This is a genomic window from Desulfosarcina sp., assembly GCF_041551955.1.
Classification (GTDB): domain Bacteria; phylum Desulfobacterota; class Desulfobacteria; order Desulfobacterales; family Desulfosarcinaceae; genus Desulfosarcina.
In genome coordinates this window covers 1-18,956 of the sequence record NZ_JBFELV010000049.1, presented here as the reverse complement: position 1 = coordinate 18,956, position 18,956 = coordinate 1, and the positions used below count along the sequence as shown (strand labels likewise).

The window sequence follows — 18,956 nt, the reverse complement described above, 5'->3', positions numbered from 1 at the left end:
TCTTAAAATGTTTAAGCGGATCGGTTTCCCGCGAAACAAATCTGCGCAGTTGTTCCCCTTTGGAAACGGAGAAGAAATATTTAAATAGAATAATGCCGTCTTTGACCAACATCTCCTCAAGCAGCGGGACATCTTTTAAGAACCGTTTGTTTTGCTCATCCGAACAAAACCCCATCACCGGTTCGACCATGGCTCGGTTATACCAGCTGCGATCAAAAAGCACGATCTCCCCATTTGCTGGAAGATGTTGGATGTATCTTTGAAAATACCATTGGGTCCGCTCCGTTTCATCGGGTGTCATCAAGGCCACCGTTCGCGTTCCGCGCGGATTCAGATGTTCCGTAATCCGTTTGATGGTACCCCCTTTGCCCGCCGCATCGCGCCCCTCGAATAACATCAGCAGTCGCAACCCTTTCTTCTTGACATACTTTTGCATTTTCAACAGCTCGATCTGAAGCTTGTGCAGTTCATCTTCGTACTGGAGGGTGGCCTTGTTTACCCAGATGGACGTTCTGTTTTTCTTTTTTTTCTTATCCTTGTTTTTCAGTGCCGTGTGCTCGATTAACTTCTTTTTCTTTTTTGACGCTCGGCTTTTAACGTTTTGCTCCTTTACAGCCGCCGCGTTCTCTGATTTCTTTTTCATGTTCGGACGGTTATGTTTCTTCTTGCGTTTATCTGACATGGTTCCATCCTCCAAGATTAGGGTCAACCTGAAATGAAGCCACTAAAAATACGGAAGCAACTCCTCGTGATAAACCGTTTAGCGAGTTGAACCCGTGACCAGTGGGGAAGCATTGACGCCAGAACCGAATCACCGGTTTTAAACTACGAACTTGCCGTATTTTTTTTTCTGGTTTTGCATGTTCTTCAGTTCCTGGTCCCCCGGTATCACGATTTCCGGATCAACTCGAAAATCGAGCCTGCGGCGCCTTCCTTTATATCGCACCGAATTGAGAATCACCTTCATCGCTTCCCGGCGAGCCAGGTGTTTATCGTTTGACCGGATGATGTTCCAGGGTGACGTTTTAGTATGTGTCTTTTTTAAAAGCATGTACTTCTTTTCGGTAAATTTGTCCCACAATTCCTGAGCCTGCAGGTCAACTTCCGAAAGCTTCCACTGCCGCAGCGGATCATTTTTTCTGCGCTCAAATCGTCTGGATTGTTCATTTTTGCTGACCGAAAAATACAACTTGAGAAGAATGGTGTTCCCCTCATCTTCGAGAAAATTCTTTTCATAGGTATTTACTTTTTTCATAAACCGGTTGTATTGATTGCGCGTACAAAACCCCATCACCGGTTCAACCATGGCCCGGTTATACCAGCTTCGGTCAAAGAGCACGATCTCGCCAGCCCTGGGGAAGTGTTCGATATACCGTTTGATGTGAAGTTCCGTTTTCTGCTGTTCACTTGGTTTGCCCAGAGCGACCACACGGTATCTTTTTTCATTCATATAGCGGGTCACCCGGCGAATCGTCCCCCCTTTTCCAGAGGCATCCCGGCCATCGAAAAGAATAACCATTTTTTTTCCTGTACGCTCCAAGTGAAGCTGCATTTTGATCAGTTCCGCCTGGTACGGTTTCAATTCTTCCGCATTATAATACTTTTCCAAGGTGGTCAGGACCACTTTGACTCTGTCTTTTCTTTTGAGGACCGCCATGGCTTTAAGGATCATATTGCTGGCGTCACCCGCTTCGACTTTTTTTTGGATTTGGGTGGCCACATCCTTCATTTGCGCGATTTCTTCGCGAAGATTGATGTTCTTTTTTTTACCTTGAGCTTTTGCCATCTTTTTTCTCCCTTACGGCTCGGCAGCTGGCAGCATGTTTTGGATCGGGTGGGACTTGTTTGCTTATCAACCATTGACTGCAACTGCGCGTTTTCGCCGATTTTTGCTTGTCTTGCCTGCGCTCATCACGTTTTTCTACCTACACCGATACCTTTATTGGTTACCACAAAGTCCCTTCGAAAAACAATACGGTGCGATTTGAGTTGCATCGCCATCATCATATATCGGGTTCATTTCTCGGCCATATCCTGAAGCCCAAGGAAAAGGTATCTTGCACATGAATTACGGTTGAACTATATAGTTTCTGTCAGTGAAGCACCTTGCCCTCCGGGTGGCAAGGGCTTCACTGCAAAGGCAACACGAAAGATGCTTCGAATGAATATTGGAATTCATAATACCCATTCCCTGCACTTCTTCTAACCGAACTGTGAAACCCTATAGGAGTATATCATGGCAAAATTGGTCGGTCTTTTAACTGCTGGCGGTGACAGTCCCGGTCTAAATGCAGCGATCCGGGGGATCGGAAAAGCTGCCTTGGGATCGTATGGGATGAAGGTCATCGGATTTCGCGATGGGTTTCGAGGATTGATGGAAAACCGGAGTGTTCAAATGAAAAGCGTCTCCTTTTCAGGCATCCTGACCCGAGGCGGTACGATATTGGGCACCAGTCGTGAGAAACCCCATCGTATGCCCGTGGGCAACAAGGTGATGGACATGACCCAGGTGCTGATTGAAAATTACCAAAAGAGTCGGTTAGATGCACTGATTTGCCTGGGTGGCGGCGGAACACAGAAAAATGCTTACCGTTTGATGGAAAAAGGACTGAATATCGTTACCCTCCCTAAAACTATTGACAATGATGTCTACGGGACAGATGTGACCTTCGGTTTTGATACGGCATGCGGCATCGCCACAGAGGCCATCGATCGCCTGCACAGCACGGCCCACAGCCATCATCGCATCATCGTGGTGGAAACGATGGGGCACAAGACGGGCTGGCTTGCTCTGGGTGCCGGCATCGCCGGTGGCGCCGACGTCATCCTGATCCCTGAGATTCCCTATGATGTTGAAAAAATAGCCGAAGCTATCCTTCGGCGGCGGCACGAAGGGAAAAACTTCAGCATCGTGGCCGTGGCTGAAGGCGCCAAATCCAGAGAAAATGCTGCCGCGCTGCAAAAAGTTATTCAAAAAAAGAAGAAAGCCAACACCCAGAAAGAGAAGCTGAAACTGAAAGCAGAATTGCAGCAGGTCGAGTCGCGCTATTCTGACAATACCTTCCAACTTTCACGACAACTCGAAAAATTGACCGACCTGACTTCCAGGGTCTCCATCTTGGGCTACGTGCAACGTGGCGGCACACCATCGGTGGCGGACCGTTTATTGGCGACCCGCCTGGGCACCGCTTGCGCCGATCTGATCAATCGCGGAAAATACGGTGTTATGGTGGCTTCAAAGGGCGACAAGACTGAACCCGTTCCCTTGAAGAAAGTCGTCGGCAAGCGCAAAACCGTGCCCTTGGATCATCCCTGGATCGAGTGCGCGCGAAAGGTTGAGACAAACTTGGGGGACTAAAAGATCTTTAGCGAGATTTTAAATCGGCGTCGACGCGCCCGATCATAAGCTGTTTTTCAAGATCGTGATAAATGGTCGTGCAGTTTGAGAATCAGAGCGCCGAGGTCGGGATGCATCACTTGGCCGGCGGCATGTCTGTAATCCGTCCATAACCGTCGCCGCACTGTGTCTTCCGGCCACTTGTCGAGCATTCGGGTCACTGCCATAGCAAAGACCTCAACCTCACACCGACCGCCCCATTTATTAAAATGGTACCTGCCGATCGCCGGTGTCGACAGGCGGCCTTTAACCCCCGCCTCCTCGTAAGCCTCGTTCAGCGCGGCTTCGGTGGCGGAGAACCCGGGATCGATCAATCCTTTGGGAATGGTTAGGTGTTTTCCACTGCTGGTCGAGATCAGCAGCACCTCGATCGTATCAGCGGCGAGGCGGTAGGGGATGGCCCCGGCCTGGGCGAAAACGTCTGTCATGGCGTCTTATCCCCAGGAATGCCGTGGACGGCAAGATGCCTGTTTTTATATCGGTGATCTTCGGTAACATCCGTGCCAAACCAGCCCGGCGGTACAAACTGACTGGCCTCCTCCAGCGACGCAAACTCGACTTCCACCAAGAGCAATCCGGTCAAATCACCGTCAAACCGGTCCACTTCGGCGGTATGATTCTCCACGGGCAGGGTATACCTGGTTTTGCTCACCCAACGGCCGTCGGTATGCGGCCACAATAGATGGAACTGGTCTTCTGACAATTCGATTTCGATTTCCTTTCTCGACAAGCCTTCTCCCGCCTTGATTGTCTGGTAAAAACGTGCCCCCTTTTGTCTGATGCGCAGTTCAACGCCCCCTTCGGCGATAATAACATATCCCTGGCGAATAATCGCACCAGCCTGGTTGGTTAAAGAAGAAGGCAGATGGTCGACCAGAAACTTGCGTTCGATTTCAATTCCCATGGGATGATTCCTGTTAGGTAAAAAGCGTCTCGAACCGCTTCTGGTTTGCCGATGCGTTGAACTCACTGAAGACACCAAAAAATTGCGAGCGGACCTGTCCATGCGTCACATGAAGCCGGGCGATCAATCCACCGGTGGCCGCGGCCAACATCACGGCATGCGATGCCTGCGGTTGGATGGATTGCAGATAATTGATCAAAAAAGCCTGCTGGACGGAGAGGTCGTTGAAATCGCCTAAATTTTCCTGGAGTTGCTTGAGCTGTTTCACCAATATTTTCATCTGGTCCTCGGGGAACAGGGATGTAAAAAACTCCAGCAGATAGCGCAGCTTTTTACACTCGATGCGCAGGTTGTGAAGATGTTTATCCGGCGTGGATTCAGAGACCTGACCACCCTTCTCGATAATCCTGCGGTAGCGTTTGTAAATCACCACCTTGGCCAATTCTCCGATGGGGAGGGAGCTGTGCGGCGCATCGGACGTGACCAACGGATCGGAATCGACAAATGCATCGAGGTCTGCCAAGGCATTTTTGAAATCGGTAGTGGCCATGGCGTTGATCATGCGGTCCCTGGCATAGCGCCGTTTTCGCTTCAGCGTCTTGAAAAGACGGCTGATGCCGGGTTTAAGGACGTCGGGAGACAGGTTAATGTACTCCGCTTTCTTCAGCAGGTACACGTCCAGATCCCGGACGTTGCCGGTGGCGGCTCCCATCGCCTTCAACCGCAGCTGGAGATTGGCAGCTGTCCCGGCGTCGAGAACGCCTCTCATCTGACTCAACAGGGAGCGGGCCCGGCGCACCGATACCCGGAAGTCGTGCAGAAACTCAGTGTCGATGTCCTGGCGAACACCGGGCAGGTTGACATGCATCACGGATACCAGGTCCTTCATGATGCACCGGACCGCTTCGGCAGCCGTCGTCTCCGGTTTCAGCAAAATGTTGATTTTTGACGAGTAGCCACCCGGGGCAAGACCGTTGCGTATCAGTACGCACAGGATCGGTGACAGTTCGGCTGGCACCAGTCCCAACTTCTCCAGGCTGTTGGCAACCTGATTCGCGGCTTTGGTATAGCCCCGCACCGGTTTGAGCCGGCATTGCCTGACCGGTTCCATCCCGCCATTGGCGCCATAGGTTTCCACGGTCAGCCGGGCAACGATTTTCTCATCGCTATTGAGCAGATCATGGTCAATCCACTGCTTTTTTATTTCGCCAAGCGGCAACAGGGCCCTCATTTCCAGGGTGTCGCCGAGACAAGCGGCGACCTTCGATTCAGGAAACTTCCAGTGGAATCGTCGCGGTTTCCTTTCGTCCGCGGCAACCCTGGCGAGCTGTTGCCGGCTGTGAATGTCGACGATGGTATAATATTTCTGCGTCTTTAATAGCAGCCAGCCTTTTTTAAAAAGCCGCCAATCAAATGAATCCAGGACCTCAACAGTTTCAGTACCCGCCAATTCCCGGATGCCGTCGAACAAACGGGTCAGTTCGGACCGGATGGCATCGATGGTTATTGCGCCGGGTATGGAATAACAACGATGGGTCATGGCGAAACCTTTCACGTCACACCGGCAACGGATGGGGGCCCAGGGTTCATTGGAGAGTGGTCGCGACGTCCTGGACGATGGCGCGGGCTTTTTTTTCGTCGGTTCAGGCGTTTGCTTCTATTTGGATCGAATCACCGCCATCTTTATTAACAGATTGCGCATTCTCAGGCCTGGCTGTCCTCACGACCCGATGCGGTGGAATGGTGAACAGGGGCCGGATAGGACTCCCTTCGGGAAGCGGTGACGGCGCGGTTGGCGATATCCTGAACCTTTTCGTAGGCCAGTTCACTCTTCTTGGACAGATCTCCGATCTGGGCTGCCTGTGACGACACCGTTTTCTCAAGGGCCTCGATTTTCCCTAAAAGGACGTTCCTTTCACCTTCGAAGCGGGCTTCCATGAGGGCCTTGTCGCTCTTGAAATCCCTTGTCAGCCGGTCCGTGGTCTGGGCCACCGCCGTCTGGATGCTGGCTTCACTTCGCGTGGGAAAGCTCTCTACCTCTTTTTGCAGGGCCGCCATCTCCTTTTCACGGGCGGCGATGGCTTCTTCACGGGTGTCGAGCGCAGCCGTTCGCTGCCGGACGTCGTTCTCGAAATCATTGCGCTTGACGGCGAGCTCTTTTTCCAGGGCCTGCAGCTCGTCTTCCAGGGTGTTTTTGCGCTGCGCGTGTTCCCGCGCAGAGGCATATTCGTGCTCTTCCTTTTCGCGCTGACGCTGTTTGGCGAGCGCTTCCGCCTGCTCCTTGACCTGCCGATCGTGGTCGGCTTTTTCTCGTTGCCACTGGGTGCGCTTTTCCTGCATTTCCACTCCGAAGGCGGCCTGTTGCGCCTCCATCTCCTGCGCGAACTGCTCTTTTTTCACCCGCTGGGCATCGATCAGGGCCGCCAGGTCGGATGCGGCCGTCTCCACTTCGTAGATCGTATTCAGCTCCCCTTGCTTGGTTTCGATGGCGGATTTGATTTTGCGATAGGTCTCGATCTCGGTTTCGAACCGTTCGGCCAGGTCGGTCAATTCGCGGCTGATCGACCCGCGCAGGTCGTGAAGGCGCGTCACCGGATCCTGGTCCATCTCTGAATCGGCCGTTGCCTCGGCGACTTGTTTCTCGAGCCGTTTCCGGGCTTTTTCGGCATCCAAAAGATCCTTGTTTAAACTATCGAAGCGGTTTTTTGCCGCTTCATAGGCCTCGAGCAGTTCTTTTTTGGTGTTGGCCATAGAGACATTGGGGATATCGTTTGGGTCAGTCATGGCATCTCCTGTCGATACGTGGTTTCTGGTTACTTTTGGGTTAAACCATCGCGCTTGGGTGATGGATCGTGTGGAGGGTAATGTAGAAACTGCCTGAACGGCAAGTCCCTTCGTCGGATCCATTTGGTTTTGCTGACCTGGCTGATTTGATCGGTCGTGCAGATATCGATGCCCTACCATGGACCATGTCCGCAGTCAATTGGCACTTTCAAGCTACCGCCGTGAGGGTCGTGTAGACTGCGATCCAACCGGCAGCCTGCTATGATTGGGAAGCGGTGCTGTCATCTGCAGACGGATACCGCGTACCCCTTGCATTCTTAATTGGATTCGATATTCTGATCCATCAGCGCACGAAACGGCTCCTGGAAATGGCAATAAAAGCCCATGAAACCCAAACAAGCGATTGTCGAGCTTGCCGCAGATTCAAGGCAGATGTCGTCGGGCTATAGTGTGGGCTATGCGCGGCGACAGCTAACGCCGAAGATGGTGTGAGATCGGCAGACCCAATGCGTTCCACCTGTTGAATGCCACCATCGATGGTACCCAACCGTGATCGTTACCCATCGACCTTCTTCGAGAAAGGTGAATCGCTTGTTTGGGTGAAAAAAAAAGCAGTCAACACTCACCCCATTCGTCAGATCGATCAAAAAAATTAGGTGTTTTGGAGGAATTGGATGTTCACATACCCCAAGGTCATGGCTGGAGTAGCCGGTCTGATGGGTTTGACCGCCGCCGCCGTTGCCGGTGATTTCGATGGCTCGGCACCATTGTCTGGAACGGTCGATAAAGTTGTCGAAATCAATCGATACAGGATCACTGACGATGTTGATCCAGACACCGTCGGGCTTCCAAGAAAATTCATGATTGACTTCAAGGCCAAGGCTGTTCGCCCCTCGAAAGACAGCCTGGTGAGGCGGCAGATTTCAATTCACAGCGTTGCTGTCGTTGAGAACAATACAGTAATCCAAGGTGTAGACGAAGGGGTCGAGGGGGTGGCGGATGGTTTGGCCTGGAGCCTAACAATCTCGAAAAAAAACGGAAGCGCCGTTCTCTCTGCATCGGGCAATGGCGTGGCCTATGTCGTGTTTGGTGTGTGCACACCCGTCAGGGGAGATCAATAGGTGGATCAGCTTGGTTTTAAATCAAAGGTCTTTTCCGCGATTGCGCACCGTGATGCTGGCCCGTGAACGGCTCGCCGGCAGAGCATCGCGCATCAACCTGATCGTGGGGCGTCACATTCCAGATACACGATTGCAAGCCTTCTCTCGGAACCAGGGCCTGATCGGCTGGCTACGCGACAAGTGGTTCAAAGGAAATAGCCGGCCTGCGGTGTGCCTCAGGGGAAGCTGGTAAAATACCCCTCTACGCATTTCCGGCGGCATCACGGGCCCCTGTTGTCGATCGAAGGTGATGAAAAAATAATCAACCCTGTTGTGTCCATTATTCCACTATCTATTTTTTGCCTTGTTGCCGGACGATTATATTTTTTGATATAAATGGAGGCCCTTGAGAAAATCGAAACAATAAAGCTCGCTTTAAGCGGTTATAAAAAAATACAGTGCTAATATAATTCTAAATTTGAGGTGGTGGGTTCAATATATTCCAGCGCACGGTACTTCTGAGGAACTGAATCTATCGAGCCTGCTCTATACGGCAGATTAAGATGCGACCCATCATTCCTTCACGGTTGCGGAATCAGTCCCGGTTGGCGGGGTTAATCTTGTTTTCACCCTGGCTGTTCGCCGTCGTCCTCTATTTGCCCTTGCTGAGGCGCCAATCGATCATGGTTCTGACCCTGCTGCCCGGATTGGCAGTGGCCGCTCATGTGCAGCATCAATTGTCTCGTCATCTGGGGGGTAACCATCGCCTCGGTGAAGCGGGCCGGCTTTACCCCACCCTTGGCGCAGCCAACTGGATCTCCCTGTTTCGCGCCGGTGCGATTGTTTCGCTTGCCGGACTTTTGCCGATGACACTGCTACCGGGACACGGATTGCCAAATGGCCTTAGCTGGGCTCCGGGACTCGTCTATCTCGGGATTGCTTTGGCCGACCTGATGGACGGGTTGGTGGCCAGGCGGCAGAAGCGGGAGACTGAACTCGGTAAACGGTTGGACGTCACCACCGACGCCGCTGGTCTCTTGGTGGCGTCGTTATTGGCTGTCAACCTCGGTCGCTTACCGGCCGTCTATCTCCTGGTCGGGCTGGCCTACTACCCATTCATCTTCGGGATATGGCTGCGGCAGAAGCGGCGTCAGCCGCTGGTCGCTCTACAAGCGCGGCCCTATGCGCGAATCATCGCCGGTTTCCAGATGGGATTGGTGGGGATGGCACTCCTACCCATCCTTCATCCGACATTCACCGTCGTTGCCGCTTATATTTTTATGATGCCGCTGCTGGTGGGTTTTTTGCGAGACTGGCTGGTGGTCTCATGTCGGGTGGCAGTCGATGACAACCAACAAACAGCCGCGGAACGCCGGGTCGGTGTCTTGTGGATGAGGCTTATGCCCTTGGTGCTGCGCTTAACGATCCTCGTTTGTGGTGCCGCCATACTGGCTGGAGGTGGTGTATACCCAGTCCATCTGCCCTGGTATCTGGCTTTAGGCATTGGCTGTCTGTTTATCGGACTTGCCCTTATGGGGCGCAGTGCCGCACTTTTTCTAACACTGTTGCTCGCCAGCAACCTGTCTCCATTGGGGAGGTCGATGCCCGCCATGATCCTTTTCGGCGCCACCGCCACCCTGATGCTGACCGGCACCGGTGCCTTGTCGCTCTGGGCCCCGGAAGAAAGGCTCCTCTACCGGCATAATGGCAAGAAGGTGACGGCTTGCAGCGAGACCCAATGACCATTTTCCGTCAATCACCGAATGCGGATTCAAGCCAATCGTCAGCCGTCAGGCGCGGGATACGGAAAAGTTGGCGCTGGCTGTTGTTAATCTTCGGTCTGGCACTGGCCTGGCACGCCTTGAAGGGGGTGGCATGGGCCGAGGCATGGGGACTGCTGGTCGGGCTCGGCCCTTGTGCCATCCTGAGCATTCTGGTCATCAACCTACTGATGCTGCCCGTGATGACCACTCGATTGTGGCTGCTTCTGAGGACCCTGGACCGTCCGGTCGGGTTGCTATCTGTGTGTGCCTATCGCTGTGCGGCCAACGCCGTGAGCTATCTCACCCCTGGCCCGCATTTCGGCGGCGAACCGCTTTTGGTTTACCTGCTGCACAACCGCCACGAGATCCCTGTGACCGCTGCGACGACAGCGGTGGCCCTGGACCGACTACTTGAGCTTATCGCCAGCCTGGTTGTCCTCACCCTCTGCCTCATCGCGATTGCCTTGACCGGGGGCGGCCCCTTTGCCGGGAGCCACGAGGTCGGCATAATCATTGCCATAATGGTGGTTTTTGCCGCCCTCCTGGCAGCGCTCTTTACCGGCGGGAGACCGCTTGCCCGACTCGTTGCACTGGGCGGAATGTTTGGCAGAATCGGGCCATGGCTGGAAGCCGTCAACCAAGGCGAGGCCATGGCGGAAGCCCTTTTTCAGCAGCATCGCCGCAAATTCTTTTTGGCCAATCTGCTCTCCCTGAGTCACTGGCTCGGGGTCTTTGCAGAATTTTGGTTAATGGCCTTCTTGCTGGGCTTTCCTCTGTCGTTTGGGCACTTGACCGCGATCGTGGTTGTCGCCCGCCTTGCCTTTCTGACACCCTTACCGGCGGGTATCGGTGTGTTGGAATCTGCGCTGCCCTGGTTGACGGCAACCCTTGACCAGGGGAGTGCCCTTGGCCTCAGCCTCTGCCTGATCATCCGGTTTCGCGACGTGCTATTCAGCCTGGCCGGTTTGCTTCTGACGTTGAATTATTTGACTTGTCGGGGAAAGGCCGATATCATCAATCGCAGGTCAGATTGACAGCAGGCTAATTGATCGCTTAATGACTCACATGAAGGTGGTGTAACATGTGTGTTGCAATCCAGCCGGTCCGGATTTGTACGCCGCCATCAAGGGATATGCATGAATAAGCGACCACCGAACGACACCTCGCTCCGTTGCGGACTGAACACACCGGCAGCCATCGGCGGCGGCACCCCCGGTTGCCATCCGGAACAATGGTTCGCCCAGTGGCCGCTCCAAGCCGAGGACTTCCTGGATCGTCATCATCGACCGCTGGTCACTGTTTCCTACGCCCAGAGCGTGGATGGCAGCATCGCCACCCGGAACCGCGAACAGCTCCTGTTGAGCGGCCGGCAATCCATGGTCATGACCCACCGTATCCGCGCTGCCTGCGACGCCATTGTCATCGGAATCAACACCTTGCTTGTCGATGACCCCCAGCTCACGGTTCGTCTCGCGGAAGGGTCCAGCCCCCAGCCTATCGTTCTTGACAGCAATCTGCGCATTCCCCTGCATGCCCGACTCCTTGACCGCACCGACCACCGGTGTTGGCTGGCTTGCACCGGCAATAAAGACCCTGATCGTGTCGGTGCGATCGAGGGCCGGGGGGCTGAGATCATCCGCTGCCACCGCGACCGCCAGGACAGGGTAGATCTGCCCAACCTCTTGCATCTCCTCGCCGAGAGAGGGATCCGGAGCGTCATGGTGGAGGGCGGCGGCCAGGTGATCACGAGCTTCATTAAGGCGCGTCTGGTTGATCAGATGATCATCACCATCGCCCCCCGCCTGGTGGGAGGCTTGCCGGTGCTGGATCGGCCCGCGGCGGACAACGGTTCTTTTTTGCATCTAAGTTCAGTGACTTACCAATCCTGCGGCCCGGATATCATTCTTTGGGCCCAACCGCAATGGCAGGATCAGTGAGGCAGCATCGATTAGCGTTTGTGGAGCCGGGACGGGTCGCCGTGAAGATCGAACCGGTTACTCGACCAGCTCCCCATCAGGTCCTGGTCCGGACTCGCTGTTCGGCTATCAGCCCGGGGACGGAGATGCTGGTCTACCGCGGCCAGTGGCCATTGGGAGTCGCCGTGGATGCCACGGTTGAAGCCTTGTCCGGACCTTTTTCCTATCCTCTGTCCTATGGCTACAGTGCGGTCGGTCGAGTGATCGAACAGGGCGGGGCGGTCGCCGATGACTGGCTTGGCCGCCGAGTATTCGCCTTCCACCCGCACCAGGACCACTTTTGTGCCAGGCCTGCCTCCCTTCACCCCATTCCCGATGATCTGGACGATGAGAGTGCCCTTTTTCTGCCCACCATGGAGACTGCGGTGAGCTTCCTGCTGGATGGTCGGCCCCTGACCGGAGAGAAGATCATCATCGTCGGCCAGGGTATTGTCGGTCTTCTCACCACCTCGCTGCTCTCCCGTTTTCCGTTGGCTGCGCTGACGACCCTTGAACACCATCCGCTGCGACGTGAGGCCTCGCTCCGTTTTGGCGCCGGCGAATGCCTTGATCCTTCGGACCCGGCACTCTTTTCCCGCCTGGGTGCCACCCCGGGTAACGGCGGCCAGGCAGATCTGGTATACGAACTCTCGGGCAATCCGGCCGGGCTGGAATGCGCTATTGCGCTTGCGCGCTACAGCGGCCGAGTCGTGGTTGGTTCATGGTTTGGCGCTAAAAAAGTTCATCTGGACCTGGGCTCTTTCTTTCATCGTGGCCGTATCTCCCTGATCAGTTCTCAGGTGAGTCGCATTTCCCCTGGCCTGACTGGCAGGTGGACACCTGCCCGGCGCCTGAATTGGACCTGGGAGATGCTGCGTCAGGTGCGGCCTGTCGGCTGCATCACCCACCGGTTCGCCCTGGCCGATGCGGCGTCGGCCTATGCACTGATCGACCGAAGCCCGGGAGAGACGATTCAAGTGATTTTCGATCACGGGTTTAATGGAGAGATGTGAAAATGCATCATTATAACCTATCTCAAAAATAAGGATCAGGGTTCAGGGCAAGGCATGCAACGGCGAAAAAGCGGAGCATACATGTAGTATGTGAGCATGTTGAGCCGTTTCATAACGCCGCCATGGGCACTTAGACTATTTTTGAGATAGGTTATAGTCACCAAGGAGCAAACCATCATGTACAGTCTTGGCGTTCGACGCGAATTCATTGCCCGGCATTTTCTGATAGGTGGGGAGTGGGGCGATGAGAACATCGAGCATTCCCACCGCTACCGGTTGGAACTGGTTCTGGAGGCAATGATCCTCGACGCCCATGGTTTTCTCGTTGATATTGTCGACGTGGAGCGTCACCTGGATGAGATTACCGCCGAATTTCAGGGCAAGACCTTGAATGCGCTTGCCGCCTTCAGCGGTCTCAACCCGAGCATTGAACGGTTGGCCGCCATCATTCATGCGGCTTTCCAGGAACGGCTCGCTCACCTGCCCCTTTCGGCCATGGCCGTCACCATCTGGGAGGATGACATTGCCTGGACCTCCTACCGAACCCTGCTCTAATGCGCATCGGTTTGATCATCTATGGCAGCCTCGACACCGAGACCGGTGGCTATCTGTATGACCGGATGGTGGCCCGGGGTTTGATTCAACTGGGCCATGAGGTGGAGGTGATCAGCTTTCCCGGCGGCTCTTATCTGAGGCGGGTCGGTCACGGCTTGTTGCCCGGTCGTTGCCGATGCCTGCTGGCCGGTGGATTCGACGTTCTGGTGCAGGACGAACTCTGTCATCCTTCGCTCTTTACGGTCAACCGACGGCTTCGTCGGCAGGCCGGGCCAATTGTCGTGGCCATGATTCATCATCTGCTCTGCCGCGAACCACGCCAGCGCTGGCAAAATGCGATGCTGGCCGTCGTCGAACGGCGCTATCTGGCCTCGGTGGACGGTTTTATCCACAACTCGGAGACCACCCGGCGGACAGTAAGGGCCCTGGTAAGCGGCGACCGCCCGGAGATTGTCGCCTATCCGGCAGGGAACCGGTTCGGCAATCCTCTCTCGGCCGAGACTATCGGCCATCGGGCCTTACGTCCGGGACCGCTGGAACTGCTCTTTTTGGGCATGGTTATCCCGAGAAAAGGCTTGCTGCCGCTGCTGAGCGCCTTGGCCCAGGTGGACTGCGATATATGGCGATTATCGGTGGTGGGAAGCCTCGACGTCGACCCCGTGCATGTGGCCGAGGCCGGGCGGCTGGTCAGGCAACTCGGCCTGTCCGATTCAGTCCACTTCCATGGCTTCTGCAAGGATGAGGATCTGGTCAAGGTGTTGCGCACCAGTCATCTCTTTTGTATGCCATACGCCTATGAGGGGTTCGGCATCGCCATTTTAGAGGCGATGGGCTTTGGTCTGCCGGCTATCTGCAGCCGGGATGGCGCGGCGGACGAGACCATCAGCCATGGGGCGAACGGTTTTCTCCTGGACCCTCACGATCTTCGGGGATTGGCGCCGCTCCTTGCCGACCTGCATCATGATCGCGAGGCGCTGCGGCGAATGTCCCTGGCCGCCTGTGCGACCTATGCCGGGCATCCGACTTGGCAGGAAAGCGTGGCAAGCATCGATGGCTTTCTCCGGGAGATGATGGGCTGGCAGCGCGGGGGCAACGTCGCCGATCCGGCACGAGGAGCAAATCTTGATGCAGGATGACCATTTTCCGGACAGCACCATACATTCCCCCACTTTGGGGGTAAACGGAAATGACTTTTCTTCCGGCTATCTTGCCGCCAAGAAGGCTATCGATGACCGGGCCCTCAACCGGCATGTCTGGGAGACCCTGTGTCAGGCCCTGCCGCAGGCAACCGAACGCGCGCCTGTCAACATTATCGAGATTGGTGCCGGCATTGGCACCATGCTGGCTCGGGTCGTTGACTGGGGCTTGCTGACAGGCCCTGCGACTTATGTGATCACCGACTGTGCCGAAGACCATCTCCGGGAAGGACGGCAATACCTCTCTAAATGGGCTGCGCAGCGGGGCCATGATTTGTCCTGGCACGACTACTGGCGCGGCCGACTGCGCACCGCCAGCGCCGACGTGTCGCTGGTTGTTGTCGTTGCCAGCGCCCAAACGATTGCCGATGGGTCCGACAGGCTGGGTCGGTTTCAACTCCTGATCGCCCATGCCCTGCTTGATCTGGTAAATTTTCCCGTCTTGCTGCCGAAACTTTTGATGCGGCTCGAAGATAACGGTCTGGCCTACCTCACCTGCAACTTTGATGGTGACACCCTTTTTCTGCCTGAATACCCGGGAGAGGAAGAAAAAGAGATCCTCAGGCGCTATCATGCCTCCATGGAGGCGAGAGTCTCCGGAGCGAGCACCACCGGGCGGCGACTGCTGACCTTCCTGCAACGGCCCGGCGTGGCGCTCCTGGCCGCCGGTAGCTCGGACTGGCTCATCCATCCGCGAGACGGACGCTACACGATCGATGAAGCGTTTTTTCTGAATACCCTCATTGCCACGGTGAAACGGGAGCTTGTCGATAAAAACGGTCCGACACCTTCCGGCCTGAGCGCCTGGGCCGGCCTACGGCACCGGCAGGTCGAGGCGGGTGAATTGACTTTCCTGGCCCGCCACCTCGATCTCCTGGCCCGTCGTTATCGGCCCCTGCCATGATCAGCGAAAGGCGCACGTGGCCGCTGCTGCTGGTCTTCGGTTTGGCCTTTTTTTTCCTCAGCGTCCTGCTCAATGTCAATTATCCGGCCGACTCGCTTGTTTCCTGGCGGCTTTTGCTGCCGTCCATCGATGTCTGGCTGTTGCTCATTCTCCTGGCATTTGCCGCTGGTTGCGGGAAACGGTCACTGTTCTGGACCCGTCTGACGATATGGGCGCTCTTTCTTTTCCTGCGCCTGCTGCGCATCGGCGATACCGCCGTGCCCATGTACCTCAACCGGCCTTTCAACCTCTATATCGATTCGGGTTACCTCTTCGGACTCTACGACCTGCTCAAGACCTCTGCCCGGTCCGGGGATTTTCTGTTGCAGTCGGTGATCACGGTGACGGTGGCAATGGGGGCGATGGCTTCGAGTTGGTATGCCTGGCAGATGGCGGCCCGGGCGCTGGCGGTCGACCGTCTGCGCCTGGCTTTTTTAGGTGGGTCGGGCCTCATCCTTGGCGCAGCCCTGATCTCCGGATCGAAGCCAGTCGAAACACCGGCCTTGGTCCGTCTCGGGCAGGAGATCCGCTTCGTGCAAGAGCAGGTGGAACAGCAACAGGCCTTTGTCGTCCGACTGGAGCAAGTGGCCCGAGACAGAGAAGCACATCCTTTCTCCCTCAAGGGTCTGGGAGGCGCGGATGTCCTGTTGTTCTTGGTCGAGTCCTACGGCCGCATTGTCTTCAGCCGGCCCCAGTACCGCCAGGCGATGGCAGCGACAATGGACCGCTTTGCCAAGGTCCTTGATCAGCAGGGTTTTGGCGCGGTTTCTAACTACTTGTTGTCGCCAACGTACGGTGGTTCCTCGTGGCTGGCTTATGGCACCCTGGAGTCCGGACTGCGGGTCGGCAATGATCTCGAATACACATCGCTGCTGCGATCCTCTCTGCAACCCATGGCGTCCATTTTTCACAAGGAAGGCTATCGCACCGTCTCAGTGATGCCCGGTACCCGGTTTGCGTATCCGGAAGGGGCCTATTTCGGCTACCAACAGGCCTATTACGCCTGGCATTTCAATTATCGCGGCCGGACGTTTGGTTGGGCACCCATGCCTGACCAATTCGTCCTCGACTGGGTCCGACGCCAGGAATTCGATCGACGCGAGCAGCCGCGCTTCGTCCGCTATGCCTTGATCAGCAGCCACGCCGCATTCAACATCCAGCCGCCATTTATTCCCGACTGGGCTGCCATCGGCGACGGCAGCCTCTACAATGATCTGGAGCCGATCTATTATCCGATTTACTGGCCTGATCTCAAGGACGCCGGAGATGCCTATCTTCGCTCGCTGGACTACGAATTTACCATGCTAGGAGACTACCTCACAAAGTATGTCACCGTCGACACCCTGGTCATCATCATGGGCGACCACCAACCCAACGTGCAGCTCACCGGCGCTGGAGCGTCCTGGTCGGTGCCGGTTCACGTCATCAGCCGCAACCCGCGGCTACTGGAACCGTTCCGTAAGCGCGGCTACACGCCGGGCCTGATTCCGGCCCAACCGCCCCCCCATGCCGGGATGGACACCTTTTTACCAGGATTGCTGGAAGATTTCAGGTAACCGGGCAAGGCAGGCTATCCGGGATGGCCAGAACCGGCGGGTCGACCTCCGACACAGGCCAGATCTTCTTCATCTCCCTGGCTGCAAAATCAATCACGGTTAAAGGCGCAAATGGTTCTGCCCGGCTCCTCTAATGGGTCAACGCTTGCTGATGAACTGGGCGGCATAGTTTGTTTGGGGTTGGCGAAAAGATCGCGTGATTCATTCAATTCGGCACAAACCGACCGTGCCATCATCGAACGATTTTTCAGGTAGTTCGTTGATGTTCACTTCGATATAGTCGCCCCCGAACACATCCTCTCCTTCCTGAACCGCCTCCCCGAAGGAGATAAGCCCTACATTAAGCGGATCTGCTATTCCCAGCTTTCATTATTCTTCGACTTCTTATACAACAACAGCAATCCTGGCCCGTAAAATCCATGCGATCGGGCCATCGCCATCTTTTACGACCCAATCGATTAATTGAAAAATTTTTGTATTTATATTTTTCTAATTAAAAGAATTTATCTTGACATTTTATTTATTAATAAAATACATATGCTTATAAGAAATTAGTGGATGGAGGACTTCTTTTGGATAAAATGGTTCTAGACGCATTGGACAACGAGATCATTCACCTGCTGACAGAGGACGGGCGCATGCCGATGGGTGAGATGGCAAAAAAGCTCAATGTGACCGCGCCGACCATTCGAAGCAGGATAAAAAATCTCGAGGAAAAAGGCTTGTTCAAAGTATCGGGCCTTGTCGATCCCCGCCGACACCAAGGCATGATAACCGCAATCGTCGCCATGAGCATCCAGTCTAAGGGACAGATGGATCAAATCATGGACAAAATCTCCCAGCTTCCCAATGTCGCTTGGGCAGGTGTAGTCGCTGGACGCTACGATATCATTGCCGAGGTTGTCTGTGTTGGCGGAAAAGACGAATTGTATACATTTACCACTGAAACCATCTTAAAGCTTGGCAATGTCGTCAGAAGTGAAACATTTATCATTATGAAATCCAGGCAAAACTGGTTACGCCTGCCAGAAGGTGCGGGAAATATATAAGTGAGAAACCGTAAGGTAAATTTGACGGCTTCGCAAAAAGTCCGATATCGGCCTTACACTTCATCCCTCGTCACTTTCAGTTTCAATATCGAGCACGTCGCCGAAACTTAAACAGATCAGCGATCCGCGAAAAGGTATATTAAAAACTATTTCTAATAATAATCGGGAGAATAACAACATGAACATCGCTGTATTGGGATCCGGAAACGGGGGCTGTGCCGTTGCCTTCGACTGTGCGGCCCATGGACATCAGGTCAGACTATTTGATTTTGAACAATTCACGGACAGTATCAAGGCCGTCCAAAACAACGGCGGCATCCACTGCGAGGGTGAACTCGAAGGATTTCAAACGGTTGCCTATTCCGGACACGAGATTGAGAAAGCGTTGGATGGGGCGGACATCATCTACGCCGTCGGCCCGGCATACAGTACCAGACCCTTTGCCGAAGCCTGCAGACCGCACCTTAGAAAAGGGCAGATCGTGATTGTTAACCCGAGTTCGTGCGGGGGCGCCATCGAGTTCAAAAACGGCGCGGGACTGGAACTTCGAGATGAAGCGATTCTTGTGGCCGAAACATCGACGCTGCCCTACGCTGTTCGATTGCTTCAGCCGGGAAAAATCCGTATTTTCAACAAGCTCAAGGGCGGGTTGCTGCTGGCGGCGGTTCCGGCGAAGCAAACAAATTTTGTACTGGAGCAGGTGCGCGATGTCTATCCGACGATGAGCGCGGCAAAGAATAT

At 54.9% G+C, this 18,956-nt stretch carries 17 protein-coding genes and 1 pseudogene; 12 read left to right on the top strand and 6 right to left on the bottom strand.

The window, feature by feature from the left end; translation table 11 throughout:
• A pseudogene (locus tag ABYV26_RS06125) lies at positions 1-682 on the bottom strand (hypothetical protein); the annotation flags it as partial.
• A gap of 138 nt (positions 683-820) precedes the next feature.
• Positions 821-1,786 (bottom strand): hypothetical protein, encoded by a 966-nt coding sequence (locus ABYV26_RS06120; protein WP_372679165.1) that lies wholly within the window; start codon positions 1,784-1,786, stop codon positions 821-823.
• 450 nt (positions 1,787-2,236) lie between these two features.
• On the opposite strand from ABYV26_RS06120, the gene ABYV26_RS06115 reads away from it, so the two are divergent.
• Complete coding sequence (locus tag ABYV26_RS06115; RefSeq protein ID WP_372679163.1) at positions 2,237-3,358, top strand: 6-phosphofructokinase; 1,122 nt, start codon at positions 2,237-2,239, stop codon at positions 3,356-3,358.
• Between the two features lie 56 nt (positions 3,359-3,414).
• On the opposite strand, the gene ABYV26_RS06110 is transcribed toward ABYV26_RS06115, so the two are convergent.
• The 4 genes from ABYV26_RS06110 to ABYV26_RS06095 all read right to left on the bottom strand — a co-directional run bounded on the left by ABYV26_RS06110 (position 3,415) and on the right by ABYV26_RS06095 (position 7,085).
• On the bottom strand, positions 3,415-3,825 hold the full coding sequence (locus tag ABYV26_RS06110; protein ID WP_372679161.1) for an NUDIX hydrolase: 411 nt from the start codon (positions 3,823-3,825) through the stop codon (positions 3,415-3,417).
• Entirely contained in the window at positions 3,822-4,301 is a 480-nt protein-coding gene (locus tag ABYV26_RS06105) for a CYTH domain-containing protein (RefSeq protein WP_372679159.1), read from the bottom strand. The genes ABYV26_RS06110 and ABYV26_RS06105 overlap by 4 nt, the downstream gene beginning before the upstream one ends.
• 13 nt (positions 4,302-4,314) lie before the next feature.
• Positions 4,315-5,841, bottom strand: coding sequence for a CHAD domain-containing protein (locus ABYV26_RS06100; protein ID WP_372679157.1), 1,527 nt, complete (start codon positions 5,839-5,841; stop codon positions 4,315-4,317).
• A gap of 164 nt (positions 5,842-6,005) precedes the next feature.
• Positions 6,006-7,085 carry a hypothetical protein gene (locus ABYV26_RS06095; RefSeq protein ID WP_372679156.1) on the bottom strand — a complete coding sequence of 360 codons (1,080 nt, stop codon included), beginning with the start codon at positions 7,083-7,085 and terminating at the stop codon, positions 6,006-6,008.
• Positions 7,086-7,759: 674 nt separating this feature from the next.
• On the opposite strand from ABYV26_RS06095, the gene ABYV26_RS06090 reads away from it, so the two are divergent.
• From ABYV26_RS06090 to ABYV26_RS06040, 11 genes are all read left to right on the top strand, one after another.
• On the top strand, positions 7,760-8,206 hold the full coding sequence (locus tag ABYV26_RS06090) for a hypothetical protein (RefSeq protein ID WP_372679155.1): 447 nt from the start codon (positions 7,760-7,762) through the stop codon (positions 8,204-8,206).
• Between the two features lie 599 nt (positions 8,207-8,805).
• The gene (locus tag ABYV26_RS06085) at positions 8,806-9,927 is read left to right on the top strand and encodes a CDP-alcohol phosphatidyltransferase family protein (protein WP_372679153.1); all 1,122 of its coding nucleotides are present in this window, start codon (positions 8,806-8,808) and stop codon (positions 9,925-9,927) included.
• An 83-nt stretch (positions 9,928-10,010) separates the two neighbouring features.
• Entirely contained in the window at positions 10,011-10,982 is a 972-nt protein-coding gene (locus ABYV26_RS06080; RefSeq protein WP_372679151.1) for a lysylphosphatidylglycerol synthase transmembrane domain-containing protein, read from the top strand.
• A 102-nt stretch (positions 10,983-11,084) separates the two neighbouring features.
• Positions 11,085-11,885 carry a RibD family protein gene (locus tag ABYV26_RS06075; RefSeq protein ID WP_372679149.1) on the top strand — a complete coding sequence of 267 codons (801 nt, stop codon included), beginning with the start codon at positions 11,085-11,087 and terminating at the stop codon, positions 11,883-11,885.
• A gap of 125 nt (positions 11,886-12,010) precedes the next feature.
• Entirely contained in the window at positions 12,011-12,916 is a 906-nt protein-coding gene (locus ABYV26_RS06070; RefSeq protein ID WP_372679147.1) for a zinc-binding alcohol dehydrogenase, read from the top strand.
• Positions 12,917-13,093: 177 nt separating this feature from the next.
• Complete coding sequence (locus tag ABYV26_RS06065) at positions 13,094-13,471, top strand: 6-pyruvoyl tetrahydropterin synthase family protein (protein ID WP_372679145.1); 378 nt, start codon at positions 13,094-13,096, stop codon at positions 13,469-13,471.
• A complete protein-coding gene (locus ABYV26_RS06060) occupies positions 13,471-14,607 on the top strand; it encodes a glycosyltransferase family 4 protein (protein ID WP_372679143.1) in 1,137 nt (378 codons plus the stop codon). The genes ABYV26_RS06065 and ABYV26_RS06060 overlap by 1 nt, the downstream gene beginning before the upstream one ends.
• Positions 14,597-15,571: a hypothetical protein gene (locus tag ABYV26_RS06055; RefSeq protein ID WP_372679141.1), complete on the top strand. Its 975-nt coding sequence runs from the start codon at positions 14,597-14,599 to the stop codon at positions 15,569-15,571. Before ABYV26_RS06060 ends, ABYV26_RS06055 begins: the two co-directional genes overlap by 11 nt.
• A complete protein-coding gene (locus ABYV26_RS06050; protein ID WP_372679139.1) occupies positions 15,568-17,166 on the top strand; it encodes a sulfatase-like hydrolase/transferase in 1,599 nt (532 codons plus the stop codon). Before ABYV26_RS06055 ends, ABYV26_RS06050 begins: the two co-directional genes overlap by 4 nt.
• A 581-nt stretch (positions 17,167-17,747) precedes the next feature.
• Entirely contained in the window at positions 17,748-18,215 is a 468-nt protein-coding gene (locus ABYV26_RS06045) for an Lrp/AsnC family transcriptional regulator (protein WP_372679166.1), read from the top strand.
• Positions 18,216-18,393: 178 nt separating this feature from the next.
• Positions 18,394-18,956, top strand: a 563-nt coding sequence (locus tag ABYV26_RS06040) for a hypothetical protein (protein ID WP_372679137.1), incomplete at its 3' end; no start/stop codon positions are given.